We start from the raw sequence: 14792 nt of genomic DNA, 5'->3' as shown, positions 1-14792 counted from the left end.
CCATGACTACATCCAAGCAAAAAGTATTTGTCGCAAACTTTGATGAGATGCAGCAGCGAATTGGACGTGAAATCGTTGTAGATGGCATTAAAATTGCCGTTTTTCGCTTGCTGGATAATCGTATCAAGGCAATTGGTGGGGTTTGTCCTCATACCCATGGGCCGCTTGCAGAAGGCATTGTTTCTGGTGAGTATGTGTTCTGCCCTCTTCATGATTACAAAGTTTCCTTGCTCGATGGAACCGTCCAAGAGCCAGATGATGGATCTGTAGCAACCTACGATACTTCCATTGATGAAGGCAAGGTATACATCTTTGTTTAGCCATGATTACACCTGAGTAGCTACGAGCTTGAAAGCTTGAAAGCTTGAAATCCTACGTGAAAGAGGAATAAACATGTACAAACAAAACGTAGAAACGATTGCTGAAGCAGGTGCAGCAAAGCGTGATCATATGAAGCAGCAGCCCTTCGGTTATTTTATTGCCACTTTATTAGCGGGAGCCTATGTCGGATTAGGCATTATTCTTATTTTTTCTATTGGAGCACCGTTAGCACAAGCGAGCTCGCCCTATCAATCGCTAGTTATGGGAGCGAGCTTCGGGATCGCGTTGACGTTAGTTATTATGGCTGGGGCAGAATTGTTTACGGGCAACAACATGATTTATACGATTAGTACGCTAGCAGGGAAAACAACGATAAAGGATACGTTGTTGAATTGGATCATTGTATTTCTCGGCAATTTGCTAGGAGCCCTTATACTTGCGTTACTTGTAAAAGCAGCAGGACTATTTGATGCCGCACCCGCTGATCATTTAATTTTCAACGCTGCTACCAAGAAGATGACGGCACCATTTAGCGAATTGTTTTTCCGAGGAATACTATGTAATTGGTTAGTTTGCTTGGCCATTTGGATGAGTATGCGCTTGAAAAGCGAAGGAGCGAAAATGTTCGCCATATGGTGGTGCTTATTTGCCTTTATTAGCAGCGGATATGAGCACAGTGTTGCCAATATGACGCTTCTAAGCGTTGCCATGCTTCTGCCTAATCATCCTGAAACCATTCATCTAGCAGGCTGGCTGCATAATATGCTGCCTGTCACACTTGGAAATATGGTTGGAGGTATTTTATTTGTAGGCTTCACCTATTGGACAATTTCACCCGTAAGAAAATGATAGATTCTCTTCAAAAATGAGTTGCATTCACATAGAGAGAAGGCCCGATTTTACTCGACACCTTCCAATTTCGTAACACGGTACACTCGACGCACATCATTCCCAATTTTGCATCCGCCTCCACAATTCAGAGAAAAAGCCTGTTCTACGGATAAACTCACGAACAGGCTTTTTCTGACGATCCGGTTGCCGTTATTCGTTCAAATAGGTTTTGGCCCGATTCTGAATCAGCTTTGCCACAGTATCCGCTGTTTTCTCTCCGGCAAAGAATGCAGCCGTTTCGGTTTCCACGATATCCATCAATCGGGGATCGCTGCCATGGAAATACCCTGGTTGGCCGATGAAGGCCATCAGTCGTTCCTTCTCTTGTGCCGTGACTTCTGTCGGTTCCTTCGCGTTTGCGCTCGACTTATCCGTGGTTTCAAACTCCATCATTCCCGATCCGTCCCTCTTCAGCTTAGCGGCGACGGCAGCTTTATTCATCGGTAACCCCGCCCACATGCCGGGATTCGACTGCGCCTTTTCCGATAGCAAATAGCTTATAAATTTCCACGCTTCTTCGGTCACTCCGGATTTGGCGTTGATCGCCAGCATCATGTTGGATGAGAAGCGTAATCCCGAATGCTTGCCGTTCCCGGGCGGGTTCCAAATTTGCCGCTTGGACTGCAGCGTTTCCAGACCAATCATGGGAGTAAAAAGCGACTGATCGCGAAAAATATCCCTGTTTTCTACGAACTTATTATGGTTGTCAGACAACATTCCCGTGCCATACAGTTCCTTCAACTGATTCAATAGCCCGATAAACTCCTCGGTATCAAAGCTGGCCGTTTTCTCCTCCTGGTTGATGTAATGGTCATAGTCGGACATCACGATCTTCCGCAGCAGCGCTGCAGGCGCAACACCTCCCATAATTTCCAGTTCTCCAGGCAGATCCTTCGCCAGCTCCGCCCCCTGATGCAGCAGATTACTCCACTTCCAGCTTGCGTCCTCCACCTTCAATTGCTTCGGCTCCAGTGCACTGCTCACGAAGTGAATGTCATACCAGATCGGTACGACCACCTTCTTGGCCCCTCCGTTGGCCGCCTCTATGACATTGCCAAACAGTTGCGCAGGGTCAAATTCCGGGTCCTTCTCCATCAAATCTCCAAGGTCGGCAAGTACTCCCTTGTCCGCATATTTCTCAACATTCAGCTCACTAACAGAGATAATGTCGGCTCCCTTGCCAGACATGAGATCGGTGTTTATCGCGTTCCGATATTTCTCTAGGTCAGCCGGGCTGACCTCGCCCATTACGTTTACAACCTTGCTGGGGGAGCGCTCAGGCAGCGCCACATACTCCTTGATGACGATATCCACATTCGGATTCTTGCTTTCATAAGCCTTCTCAGCTTGCTCCAGCCACCCTCCTGGGTCTTTCTGCACAACAGCCATCGTCACAACCGTTTTCCCTCCGGTTGATTCGTTCGATCTCTTATTCCCATCGATCTCATTAGTATCATTCGAGCTCGAGCAAGCCGTTACAGCAACAGCTAGCACAAGCAATCCAATCCCCCAAGTCCATCTTCTCATCTCACAAACTCCTCTCCTATTCTTCCACCTACATTCTGACCAAATCGCCATCTTTCACAGGCTCGCTGCTTTCCGCCACAATCTTCTCTTCCCCAATCAATCCGTCCAGTATCACCTGGTTCCGCTCATCCATATCTCCAAGCTTGATATAACGTTTCCGGATCATAAATGTATTCCCCAGCGGTCCCTTCCGTTCTTCCACGATGTATACAAAATGGCCTTGCGCATCGCTATGCACGACTTTTTTCGGCACCGTCGCCATCGCTAGTTCGGACTTTCGCTCCCAATGAATGCCTACAGCTTCACCCCCTTTCAGCTCCGCAGCGCTAACTCGAAAGGCAAGCTGCTTCCCGGCTGCGGCATTCGCAGTCGCTTCCGCATCCTTAATGTCGGCCACGATAGCTCGAATCAAGTCTTCCTGGTTCCCGTTCATATAGAGCTCGACCTCCTCGCCAACCTTTAGTCCGCGAACCTGTTCATTCGCAACCGCCAGCGTCCAGCCAAGGCCCTGGCTCAGATCCGCAATTTGGATGACAGGCTTCCCCGCCGCAGCGGGCACTCCAAGATCGGCAGCCACCTCGGTCACGATTCCGTCGAGCGGCGCAATCACATATTGCTGCTTACTTAAGGCTTCCCGCATACGACTCAGCTTTCGTTCCTGAATCTGCATATCCAGTTGCAGATTTTCCATATCCGTTCGTACCTGAAGATGATTTACTTCCGGCGATGGATTGTAGTGGGCGCCTTTATACTTAGTCTGCAACGTCTCCATCCCCAGTTGATTTTTCTTGTATAGCGCCTCTTCATCGAGCAGCGCGTTGCGGGCCTCGGTTGTATCAAGTGTCAGCAGCCTTTGCCCTTTCTTCACCTTATCCCCCACCTCCACTTCGATTTGGATCACCTTCCAACTGGAATTGTCGTATACCGATTTGATCTCTCGCGGCGTCAACGTGCCTTCCCCTTTAATCACATAGCTCAACTGCTGATACACGGCCTTCTCGGTTCGCACTTTCGGATACGTTAACTGCTGAATGGTGTTGGAGAAGAAGGTCGTCAGCAGCATTAGCCCGAAAAACAGAGCTGCAGCGATGCGGATGTTTCGTTTACGCCTAGTACGAAGTACATTCCCGATTTCCATCATTCAACCTGCCTTTCTACCCTTTCACACCCGATAACTGAATGCCTCCAATCAGATCATTCTCTGCGTACAAGAAGACGAACACCATCGGGAGCATATACAACACGGCTGCGGCAAAGGCCAACCCAAGCTCCCCTTCATTAATTCGGGACAAATAAATGGACAACGGCTGCTTGAACGCGTCATGCAGGAAGATCAGCGGCTGCTCCACCATATTCCAATAATCAACGAACGTCAGAATGACCAGCGCGGCAATGCCGGGACGCGACATGGGGATAATGATACTCACGAAGATGGTCACATAACCGGCACCGTCGATTTTCGCAGCCTCTACATAGGAGCGCGGGATTCCAATCATGAACTGCCGAAGCAAGAAGACACCGAAGGCAGAGAAGATGCCTGGAAGAATAATCGCCGCGCGGCTGTCCAGCAAGCCGAGCCAGTCCATGGCCAAATAATTCGGCACTAAGGTCACTTGAAAAGGCATCAGCATCGTTATTATGTAAAGGAAAAACAACGTTTCTCTGCCACGAAATTGAAATTGCGATAGCCCGAATGACGCCATGGTCGCCACGACGACTTGCCCCACCACAATTGGCACGACCAACAGCAAGGAATTCCAGAACATGATCAAAAATTGCATGCGGTCAAATATCAGCGCCTTGTACTGCTCCAGACTGACCCAGTCAGGAATCCATTTCAGATTGACGTAACCAGTATCTGTTTCTTCCTTGCTGTAATTAAACCGAATTTCACCTTCTGTCATAAAGGAATTACTGACCGTAAACACAAGCGGAAATAGCATGATCAATGCCAGGATGAGCAGAACGGAGAAGCGCGCGCCTATTTTCAACGTATCCTTCATACGTCCCTCCATTACGACACACTTCCGTGAAATTTCCGTTCAAAACGGAACAGGATCACGACCACAAGGATAATCGCCGCAGCCATCAGGAAGGATGCAGAAGTAAGCTTCTGGTAATCCAGAGCCTGGAACATATTATTCATGTAATGCTGGAGAAAATAGATGCTTTCATGTGGATAATCTCCCGCAATCAGATACGTCTCCCGAAACACCTTGAATGAACTAATGATCGACATGATCGCCACGAAAAACGTCGTTGGCGTCAAATAAACCAGTGTAATGGAACACAATTGCCGGAACGGCCCGGCACCATCCAGAGCGGCCGCCTCGTAGTAGTCCTTCGGAATGTTCTGCAATCCAGCTAGAAACAGGATCATGTTATAGCCAATCGTCTTCCACAGATAAACCAGCAGCACAACGACGCGAGCCCAAGGCGAGTTCATCCAGTCTACAGTCGCGCCTCCCCATAGCGTCCAGAGCGCATTGACTGCGCCAGAGCTATCGAACAACAGCTGCCAGACCAGAACAATCGAAGCCACCGGCACTACAAGCGGCATCACATACGTGGCCCTGAGCCAATTGCGCAAGGGCAAGGCGCGATCGAGCATCAAGGCCAGCGCCAGCGAGATCGCCATTACGAGAGGTACGCCCATTACGGTGAACAGTCCGGTGTTCTGTGCGGCAAGGCGGAAGGAGTCGCTCTGCAGTAGTTCCCTGTAGTTGGCCAAGCCAACAAACGAACCTTGTATGGGACTGTCCATCAAGGAGTAATAAAACCCGGCGCCAAACGGCAGCAAATAGAACAGGGCAAATCCCGCCAGACTAGGCGCCAGAAATAACAAGGCGATGTTCGTCTCGCGATAAAATATCTTTTTTACTATGTTCCTCATGGGCATCCCTCCTCGGAACCCATCTTACGGCGGCCATGTGAAATCCGTATGAAAACCGTTTGAAATTCACAAGAAGATGATTGGAAGGCTCTTTTTTCATATAAAATTCATATCGACATGGTATGATCAGGAAATAAAATCCCCCATTAAAGAAGGTGCCTTATGTCTGAAGCCATATTAATCGTTGAAGACGACCGCTATATTCAGGAATTGATTGCGGAATATCTAAAAGTGCAGGGGTACGATGTGGATGTTGCCAGCGACGGAGCTGAGGGATATCGGAAGTTTACCGAGGGGACATTCGATCTTGTGCTGTTGGATGTTATGCTGCCGAATATGGATGGATACTCGATCTGCCGAATGATTCGCAATCAGAGCCAGACACCAATTATTATGATGACTGCCTTAAGCGAGGAGAAGGATCAATTGCAGGCCTTCGAGCTTCTGGCCGATGATTATATTGCTAAGCCGTTCTCCTTCAATGTGCTGGTCAAAAGGGTCGAAGCAGTCTTGCGAAGATCGCGCTCGGAATTGAAACCGAGGGAATTGCAATACGGCCGCATTCGTCTGGATTGCGACAGCTATAAGGCTTTTGTCGATGACGCATTGGTTGAATTGACCGTCCGTGAGTTCTCAATCGTTGCCTATCTAATTGAAAATGCAGGGAGAACCATTACCCGCGAGATGATTCTGGATCGCGTATGGGGATACGACTTTTTCGGCGATACGCGTCTGGTCGATGCCCATATTAAAAACATTCGTAAAAAAATGAAAATCTCATGCATTGAAACGATTAAAGGTATCGGCTATTTGATGGAAGGGCGGTTGACATGAGCAAGTATAGAAGCATAGCTTTTAAAATTTTTGTGTTAACCAATCTCGTCCTTATTGCTTTCGCGCTATTGTTGTATATAACTTTGTATTTTATTTTGCCGTCCTTTTATTTGCAGAACAAATCCGACGACTTGAATCAGGGCATCACTCGCTTGCTAGAAACATTCCCGCAAAAAGACTGGACAGAAGCTGTCAAACGGCTGGATAACTTCTCCTTGCGTTACAATGCCTCCTTGTCGGTACAAGACAGCGAGGGCAAATGGGTGTACCCTGTCCATTTCACCAAAGTTCCTTTGCTGCCGAGTCAGGTATGGGAACCGATCACGCATAAGAAGGACGTTGCTTCCACTATCCTCATTTCCGCTCCAGAGTATCTGAGTGCACCGTCGTCTAAGGGTACAGAGTTGATATCCCATGCAAATCTACCCTTGCCCGGATACGAATCTAGCGGTTATACGTTATCTGTACTAGCTTCTCTGCAGCCGATTGATGAAGCGATGCAAATGCTCCTGCGGCTCCTCCCGTATATGGCACTTATCATTCTGGTGATTGCCGTACTGGGGGCACTTATCTACACACGCCTGATCGCCCGGCCGCTAATCGGCATCAGCCAAGTAGCCAAGCGACTGGCCCAACTGGATTTCTCGGAGCGCTCCCGCCATGATTCCCGTGATGAGATCGGCGATATTTCCCGCTCACTGAATGAGCTTTCCATGAATTTGCAGCATGCCATGCAGGATCTTACTGAGGCCAATGCGCAGTTGAAAGATGATATTCAACGGAAAGAGGAAGAGGAGGCATTAAGGCGGGAATTTATGGCCATGATCTCCCATGAGTTAAAAACGCCCATTACAGCCGTATCTGGACAGCTTGAAGCGATGTTGCACAATGTGGGGCCTTATAGGAATCGGGACAAATATTTGGCCCAATCCCATCACATTCTGAAAGGGATGGAGAAGTTGGTCTACGAAATTCTTGATATTTCGCGGCTGGAGAATCATCACTTTCAGCCGAGCATGGCTGCTGTGGATATGTCCGAACTCCTTCAGGATGCAACCGAACAAATCCAGTACATATGCGAGCTGAACGGCATTGAGCTGGAGGCCGAGCTCGCTCCCAACCTATGGATGACAGGAGACAAGAGTCTGCTGTCCAAGGCCGTCTCCAACATAATGAACAATGCGGTCCACTATACCCGCCGCGGTGAGCAAATTCGGATCACCCTGCAAGCCGATGCGGGACTTGTGCACTTACGTGTACTGAACACCGGAGCATATATAGAGCCAAGCGAAATATCCAAGCTGTTCAAGCCGTTCTACCGCATTGAGAAATCCCGTAGCCGCACAACCGGAGGCAGTGGTCTGGGGCTGTATATCGTCAAAACCACATTGAATATCCATCAGGCGAAATTCAGCCTGTCCAATACCGAAGAGGGGGTGCTGTTTTCAGTTCGATGGAAGATTGATAAATAACCTAGAGGCCGATTTTACAGCAAATTCACTCTCTCACCGCAACATTTAAAGCCCCTCCTCTCCGCCGCATTCAGCTGTGAGGAGGGACTTTGGCGGTACAGCACCGTACCTAGAACGAACGATGTAGCTCTTCCAGATACAGCGTCACTTTATTTTGCAGAACTGACGCAGCTGATTTGCGGGCTTCTCGCCGCATACAAATTTTAGCCTACATCATCACTAGCCGCCTGTCCATTTGACGAGCGGTACCTTGCCCATAAGTCCTCCATGACTATTCACGGATAACAGTATGCAAACAATCCACTTTGATATTTTTCAAGAATCAAGAAGCTTCCTGATCTATTTCATTTCATTATGAATGACGACGTAGTTCATAAAAATACTGCACAATAGGATGCTTTAACTTCATCTTCTCGGACATGTTTAAAATTCGCTTTTTTCCAACTCTTCTGTCCACCAAAGCTAAAATATTTAACATAATATCATTGCTCTCTATGCTTTCCTCTATAGAAGTAGATAGAAACTTATTAGCTACAACGATAAAGTTTGATTTACTTAATGCTGCCTGTGCGGATAAAAGCTCCTTCGCATATTCCGTTATTTTTCTATTTCTTGCAATTACTTTTAGACGATCCTCCGGAACACTCCCCTTGGTCTCTTTTCGGATCGCTTCAATTTCTTCATCACTGATAGGAATTCGGACATCTGGATCATTTTTAATTTCCTGCTCCGTCTGATACCATCTGATTGAGCTGGAACTATCACTCATACTGAATACGTTCTTTTTATCTACCGTAATATAACAAATTCCAGATTTCCCAGGTAAATAAAAGTAGCTAGTTGCACAGTACTCGACCTTTCCATTTAACGCTGGATAAAGAAAGCTCTCCAATTGTTTCTTCAATTTGCTCCAGGACATATACTCCTCCTATATTCTAAAAGCCTGACTACCCGCGTTTGTGGCTTTCTAGTATTGTTCAATTCCCTATTTATCGACGAGAAACAGCCTCTTATGCTTATTGAAAAAATCAAAGTATACTTTTGCGTTCTCCAATTCCCACCATTGCTTTATATCGACTGGATTCGTGTCTAGATCATATATTTTTGTAAACTCCATTGCCAGTAAAAATGGTGAGTGAGTTGCAATAATAAATTGACACCCACAATAGCGAGCCATTTGTTCTATCATTTTGACAAGTTCAAGCTGCATTCTAGGAGATAGACTATTCTCTGGCTCATCCAAACAATATAATGTGTCATTTTTTAATTTGGAATTAAAATAACTCAGGGCTGTCTCTCCATTACTGTTCAGCTTAACTTCAGTGCCAGCGACTCTGCGAATAAACTCCCTGCGCGAAATTGATTTTTTTCTTGAAAGCACCTGTAACCTCAGTGCTTCATAGTCGTCCAAACTATTCATTTTCACGGTTTGTCCGTATTTCAGACTTCCGTTCTTATCTCCCCATTCGGATCTTATATCTTCTACACTATCAGAGATTTCATCATTGTTTGTGCGGACTGTAAGCATATAATCAAAGATATCATCGCTTGTAATTATTCTGCTCCCATTGGGAATTCGATGTTTAAATCCCTCATCGTCAATTCCAAGTTCAAACTTACAATGTTCAACATATAAATCAAACATTTCGCTTGAATTGTATGGTGCAATGCGATTTAATTCTAATTTATTCGATATGAGATTTAGAAGTGTGCTTTTTCCCGAGCCGTTTCCTCCATATAAAATAGTGATTTTTGAAAAATTCAATTCGGAAAACTGACTTTTGGAGAAAATACCACATGGGTAAGCATTGTCGATATATCCAAAGCTACCACCATTGTGTGCCATTCTTTGTTCTATCAATGAGGATTCTTCATCAATTGGTAATGTGAATTTATTTAGATACATTGCGCTCCTCCTTGTAGCATTGATTCTAGTCTGGCGATCTACAGGCTATTTAACACATTTAAAAAAAACAATACCCAAACAATAATAGAAGATACTTTTCCCTACTAAGTTAAAGGAAGTAATTGCTTATTAGAAAAGAAGAAAAACCCTTGGTATAACAAGGGTTTTTCTTACTCAATTAAGTTGAAGTAGCGACACACACTCCACATGCGGTGTATGTGGGAACATGTCCACCGGCTGCACGATCTTAACCGTGTAGCCGCCGTCCGCTAGCACACGCAAATCGCGTGCAAGCGTCGATGGGTTGCACGATACGTAGACGATGCGCTCTGGGCGCATCTCAAGCATCGTGTCGAGCAATGCCGGGTCGCAGCCCTTACGGGGCGGATCGACCACGATCACGTCGGCGGTAATGCCAGCCGACTTCCATTGCGGGATTACCACTTCCGAGGCGCCAACGGCGAACTCGGTATTGGTGATCCCGTTCAGCGCCGCGTTGCGGCGCGCATCGGCGATGGCTTCCTCGACGATTTCAACGCCTAGCACGCGCTTCGCGCGCTGGGCGAGGAAGAGCGAGATCGTGCCGATGCCGCAGTAGGCGTCGATGACCGTCTCCTGACCGGTCAATCCCGCCAACTTCACAGCTTCCTCATACAGCACTTCGGTCTGTACCGGGTTCACTTGATAGAACGAACGCGCCGAGATCGCAAACTGCAAATCTCCGATATAATCGGTAATCGTCTCGCTGCCCCACAGTACTTTCGTTTTATCGCCCATAATAACATTCGTCTGCTTTGTATTAATATTTTGACAAATGCTCTTCAACTGCGGCAAACGATCCACAAGCGCATCAACGATCACTTCTTTTTGCGGCAGACGCTCGCCATTCGTCACAAGTACAATCATCATTTCATTCGTATGGAAACCGTAGCGAATAACGACATGGCGCAGTAATCCTGTATGCGTTTCTTCGTTATATGGCGCTACACCATATTGTCGCGCTACATCCTTAACTATCTTCATCGCCGCATCCATAGCTTCATGCTGAATCAAGGAAGCATCTGTATCAATAATGCGATGACTCGCACGCGCGAAGTAGCCACCGATCAGTTCACCTGTACGTGCATCTTTGCCTATCGGAATTTGCGCCTTATTGCGATAGCGCCACGGGTTGTCCATCCCAAGCGTAGGCAATACCTGAATTGATTCAATCGTAGCTCCTGTGTCAGCTGAATCTACACCATTCGTAGTTCCGTTAATTGCATCACTCATATCGAACGCACTTGCTCCACAGCCAACTCCAGCCTCACGATCGTTCGCCGCCTCAAGCTCAGTCGCACCTTCAACCTTTGAACCAGCCTCTGTCAGCTTGCTCACTTCAAATTTCCCGATCCGCTCCAGCACATCTACCACATGCTGCTGCTTCCAGCGAAGTTGCGCATCATAGGACATATACTCCAACTGGCAGCCGCCGTAGTGCTCAGGACGCCCCGTCACTTCTACCCGATCCTCACTATCTGTAAGACGCTTCTTCAATTTGGCATATCCATACTGCTTCTTCACTTTCAGTACATGCGCAACAATACGCTCACCTGGCAATGCATCCTCTACAAATAGCGTAAATCCTTCAACACGCCCTACACCGTCACCTTCATGCGTTAAGCCGATAATGTCCAATGTAACTTCATCATTTTTTTGCACGGGAGCTGTTGACGCCGCCTTAGAAGCTGCACTCGAATTGGCTCTTCCTCTTCCAGCGTTATTACGCATTCTTCCTTTTCCTTGTCCCTGCTCTTGCCCTCTTCTGCCTGACTGGCCAGGCTTCTTGCCTTGATTATTCATACCGTCCTCCAAGCTGCTGCTTCATTCGTTCTATTTGTAAACATACATAGTATCAAGAATCAAATTCATAATGTATCAACTAAAAAAGCGTACGCTTCTGCACTTCGATTTTTGTCATTTTTCAAACCTTATGTGGCCTGTTTCGACTTGTAGATCCGTATAATGAAAGTTTTTAACTTCCCTATCTTATATCATCACACCATACTCAGGAGCGACAGGCATTACTGTCTGTATGTTTCATAGTACTCCGCCCCTTCGTCCTCAATCTTTATAGAAGTTCGATTTTGGCTTTTCGTCTAAGATAGTGACAAATATGCAGTTATTTAATCTGAAAGTATCCTTATTCGGGATATTATCGGCAAAAATACAGTTATTTTAGTACCACTTCCTATTTTAAGTCCAAATCGAGAAAAATAACTGCACTTTTGTCCTTATCTGGCTAAAAATGATGATTTCTAACTAAAATAGCTGCATTTTTGTCCATAAGCCCCATTTTACACCGTATAAACAGCCATTGTGACTATGAACATCAAGAAGCGGCCATCTCCTTCATCCTGTGCTGTATCAGCTTAGGACTTCATATGAGATCGACCGCCATGTTCCGTTCTTTCTATCATACCTTAACTTGCTGCCTTCGTATACTAGCTGCCTTTTATTCGATGCTCACCATTGTTTATTAAACTTACACCGAAAGAGATATCGATAACTCTAATAGCAATAGCAATAGCAATAGCAATAGCAATAGCAATAGCAATAGCAATAGCAATAGCAATAGCAATAGCAGCACCTAATCAAACTACCTCATAGAAAAAGTGCCGGAGCTTCAACTTCAACTAATCAAACAACCTCATTGAAGCAGCGTCTGAGCTGTTAGCGTCAGCTTCAATTTCAACTAACCAACATTAACTTAACTACTCCACTTTAAGCCGCCCACACAAAAAAACACGCCTACTTCAAAAAGTAGACGCGCCCTCTCTTCAAGTCCATTACATTCGGCACATTCATTACAAACAATACACCCATTACATATGATACATTCTTTACATTCTTTACATTCTGTACATTCTTTACATCCATCGCATTCGCATATGTTCTACCCGTCAGCAGTAGCGGATTATATGATAATGTACAAGTAGCTACTCCCCCATGCAATTGAGGACAAAATGCCACCCCACTAACCTATTACCGATTCGCTATGCAATCAGCGATACGAAGAAGTCCCTGTCGGATCTGCGAAAATATGCAAATGACTCGGCAGCACCTGGAATACAGCAGGCAGCGTTCCACCTAACTCACCGTCCAGATTCAACTGGACATAATCCGGTGACGTCACTTCAATGCGCTTCGATTGCAAATGAACAATATGCGGATCATTCAAATGCTCCCCTCGCAATGCCAGCGTAGCAATACGCAGGAACTCCGCCAAGTTGCATTTTTTCATCATCAAAATGTCCAGCAATCCATCATTAATTACCGCATCTGGTGCCAGCTTCTCGAAGCCGCCAACCGAATTACTATTTGTAATTAAGAACAGCATGAACTCTCCGTTGAACTGACCGTGTCCTTCGATATTAAAATGCAGCTCCGTCGGAGCTAATCGAGCCACTTTCTCTAGCCCCTTCACATAGTAAGCCAGCTGCCCCATTAGCGTCTTCAGCTTGCTAGGCACTTCATACGTGAGCTCCGTAAGAGAGCCCCCACCTGCAATATTAATAAAATACTTATCATTCGCCTGACCAACGTCAATCGGCATCGTCTGCTGACGCACAATCAGGTCGCAAGCTTCCTCCCATTGACGAGGAATGCCTAATGCCCGTGCAAAATCATTCGTCGTGCCGAGCGGTATAATACCGAGCGGCGGACGATGCGCCTTAGCAGCCATGCCATTGATTACCTCGTTCAACGTTCCGTCCCCACCGGCAGCAATAATAATATCATAGCCATTATCTATCGCTTCACCGGCGCTACTAATGGCATCGCCTTCTCCTTCAGTCGCGCGCGTCGTCGTCTCAATTCCGCCTGCGTCCAATCGCTGCAAAATATCAGCCAATCGTCGCTTTCCTTCTTCGCGTCCCGACGTTGGGTTATAGATAAGCCTCGCTCTTTTAACCATCCATGCGTCACCCATTTACAATCTATTCAGAAACGATACGTTCCACAACCTCTAATGCTCATTTATCCATTAGATAGAGACTCTTCAAGCCTGCTTAATACACGTTGGCTCTCCTGTTCCAGCCATATCGACAATGCCGGATGCGGCAGAAGCGGCTCACCATCATAAAGGATTCGCCCTTCCCACGCCGTAACCAATGAGTGCGGCATAATAGTACCATTATCAACAGACGCACCAACACGAAAAGAGTGAGGTTGCAATTGAAGACGCTCAGGTATCGCCTTAGTCGTAAAATAGCCCTTACTAAGGAAGATAGGCACTACCGCTACCACAGCGCTATCAGCTCGCTCAAGCCCCTCATCGTGTGTATCTAGCTGTTCGCCCTGCTTATCCAGCTTAGCAGAATCCAAACTGTTCAACGCCTGCTGCACCGCATCAGGCAGCGAATCACAGCAAAGTAGAGCATGCGCAGCGCTTATGCATTTCTCATCCTCTACAAGTCTAGCCGCAATGCGATTCAAGCCCTCTCTCCACCAAGTCTGAAATGGCATATGGGGACTCCCGTGGGCTACTAACAGCACCGCATCACGTTGTGCCACCACACCTAAACTTTGTAATCGGTCACTTACCATAGCGATCATCGTGTCATCATCGTCAATAGGCTGACCATATATGATATGCGCCTTTGTATGAAACGGCTCTAAATCTGTCTCGCACAAAGGCTCGGACTTAGCACCAAGGGCATATGCGATCTCGTCCACATGCGTACTTCCAGATGAGACAAATAACGGTACGACTCCTATGTGGTCCACACCTAGGGCTTCCAACTGATCGATACCATCTTGAATGCTCCGATCTGGAACGCCCTCCAAAAAAGAAGAAGCGACCGGCAAGCCTTCCGGCCATCGTGCCCCTGCAATCGCTTCATCAACCAGTGTAACCCATGAACTGTCTTTCGAACCGTGGCTGACAATTAATAAGCCGATTCGCATC

Annotated in this window: 13 protein-coding genes; 4 read left to right on the top strand and 9 right to left on the bottom strand. The window is 46.7% G+C overall.

The annotated features are described in order from the left end of the window. Positions 1-2 precede the first annotated feature (2 nt). Entirely contained in the window at positions 3-320 is a 318-nt protein-coding gene (gene nirD, locus IFO66_RS19250; protein ID WP_420488685.1) for a nitrite reductase small subunit NirD, read from the top strand. 73 nt (positions 321-393) lie between these two features. Continuing rightward, complete coding sequence (locus IFO66_RS19245) at positions 394-1170, top strand: formate/nitrite transporter family protein (RefSeq protein ID WP_192026722.1); 777 nt, start codon at positions 394-396, stop codon at positions 1168-1170. Positions 1171-1362: 192 nt separating this feature from the next. Here IFO66_RS19245 and IFO66_RS19240 read toward each other — a convergent pair whose 3' ends face one another. Genes IFO66_RS19240 through IFO66_RS19225 form a run of 4 tightly spaced genes read right to left on the bottom strand, consistent with a single transcriptional unit; the run spans position 1363 to position 5632 of the window. Continuing rightward, positions 1363-2739, bottom strand: coding sequence for an ABC transporter substrate-binding protein (locus IFO66_RS19240; protein ID WP_192026721.1), 1377 nt, complete (start codon positions 2737-2739; stop codon positions 1363-1365). Positions 2740-2767: 28 nt separating this feature from the next. After that, positions 2768-3880, bottom strand: coding sequence for an efflux RND transporter periplasmic adaptor subunit (locus IFO66_RS19235; RefSeq protein ID WP_192026720.1), 1113 nt, complete (start codon positions 3878-3880; stop codon positions 2768-2770). A 13-nt stretch (positions 3881-3893) separates the two neighbouring features. Next, a complete protein-coding gene (locus IFO66_RS19230; RefSeq protein WP_192026719.1) occupies positions 3894-4742 on the bottom strand; it encodes a carbohydrate ABC transporter permease in 849 nt (282 codons plus the stop codon). Positions 4743-4753: 11 nt separating this feature from the next. Next, on the bottom strand, positions 4754-5632 hold the full coding sequence (locus IFO66_RS19225; protein WP_192026718.1) for a carbohydrate ABC transporter permease: 879 nt from the start codon (positions 5630-5632) through the stop codon (positions 4754-4756). 162 nt (positions 5633-5794) lie between these two features. Here IFO66_RS19225 and IFO66_RS19220 point away from each other — a divergent pair, with 162 nt between their 5' ends. Continuing rightward, positions 5795-6466 carry a response regulator transcription factor gene (locus IFO66_RS19220; protein ID WP_192026717.1) on the top strand — a complete coding sequence of 224 codons (672 nt, stop codon included), beginning with the start codon at positions 5795-5797 and terminating at the stop codon, positions 6464-6466. Next, positions 6463-7938, top strand: a complete 1476-nt coding sequence (locus tag IFO66_RS19215; protein ID WP_192026716.1) for a sensor histidine kinase — start codon at positions 6463-6465, stop codon at positions 7936-7938. The genes IFO66_RS19220 and IFO66_RS19215 overlap by 4 nt, the downstream gene beginning before the upstream one ends. A gap of 352 nt (positions 7939-8290) precedes the next feature. On the opposite strand, the gene IFO66_RS19210 is transcribed toward IFO66_RS19215, so the two are convergent. The 5 genes from IFO66_RS19210 to IFO66_RS19190 all read right to left on the bottom strand — a co-directional run bounded on the left by IFO66_RS19210 (position 8291) and on the right by IFO66_RS19190 (position 14791). Continuing rightward, positions 8291-8857 carry an SF0329 family protein gene (locus tag IFO66_RS19210; protein WP_192026715.1) on the bottom strand — a complete coding sequence of 189 codons (567 nt, stop codon included), beginning with the start codon at positions 8855-8857 and terminating at the stop codon, positions 8291-8293. Between the two features lie 66 nt (positions 8858-8923). Continuing rightward, positions 8924-9844 (bottom strand): AAA family ATPase, encoded by a 921-nt coding sequence (locus IFO66_RS19205; protein ID WP_192026714.1) that lies wholly within the window; start codon positions 9842-9844, stop codon positions 8924-8926. 174 nt (positions 9845-10018) lie between these two features. Then, the gene (gene rlmD, locus IFO66_RS19200) at positions 10019-11686 is read right to left on the bottom strand and encodes a 23S rRNA (uracil(1939)-C(5))-methyltransferase RlmD (protein WP_192026713.1); all 1668 of its coding nucleotides are present in this window, start codon (positions 11684-11686) and stop codon (positions 10019-10021) included. 1201 nt (positions 11687-12887) lie between these two features. Further along, positions 12888-13799, bottom strand: coding sequence for a diacylglycerol kinase (locus tag IFO66_RS19195; RefSeq protein WP_192026712.1), 912 nt, complete (start codon positions 13797-13799; stop codon positions 12888-12890). Between the two features lie 62 nt (positions 13800-13861). Then, a complete protein-coding gene (locus IFO66_RS19190) occupies positions 13862-14791 on the bottom strand; it encodes a CbiX/SirB N-terminal domain-containing protein (RefSeq protein ID WP_192026711.1) in 930 nt (309 codons plus the stop codon). Position 14792: the final 1 nt, after the last annotated feature.

Origin of the sequence: Paenibacillus arenosi (genome assembly GCF_014841135.1) — a bacterium.
GTDB lineage: Bacteria > Bacillota > Bacilli > Paenibacillales > Paenibacillaceae > Paenibacillus_B > Paenibacillus_B arenosi.
This window is presented reverse-complemented; position numbering and strand designations above follow the sequence as displayed.